This is a genomic window from Nonlabens ulvanivorans (assembly GCF_000732625.1).
Lineage (GTDB): Bacteria > Bacteroidota > Bacteroidia > Flavobacteriales > Flavobacteriaceae > Nonlabens > Nonlabens ulvanivorans.
Window position 1 is genome coordinate 1 of record NZ_JPJI01000043.1, and the last position, 427, is coordinate 427.

1 protein-coding gene is annotated in these 427 nt (G+C 37.2%); it reads left to right on the plus strand.

Annotated features, from left to right (window positions below; translation table 11 throughout):
• A partial coding sequence (locus IL45_RS15195; protein WP_036585622.1) for a hypothetical protein occupies positions 1-427 on the plus strand: 427 nt, incomplete at both ends.

Genomic DNA, 427 nt, shown 5'->3' on the forward strand with positions numbered 1-427 from the left:
TGCTGTAGGTACTTATAACTTTTCTTATTCTATAACAGATGTTAATGGATGTATGAATAGCTCAACAGTTGCTATAACTATAGAGCCAGCACCAGAATCGGGTAATTATGTAGGAACGCCATTTGAGATTTGTGAAGATCAAGTAGCGGCTAACTCGCCATATGATTTATTCAATTTACTAGATGGAACTCAAGATACAAACGGTACATGGTATACTGGAAATACTTCAACAGGAACAGCAGTGACAAATCCTATTGACATAACAACACTAGGAAACGGAACCTTTAATTTCACTTATAATGTTCCAGCCATAGGAACTTGTACTGATGTTGATGCAACGGTAACGGTCATTATTAATCCACTACCAGATACAGGAGTTCCTACTCCACTTTCAGTATGTATCAATGATCTAGCAGCTAATTCTCCT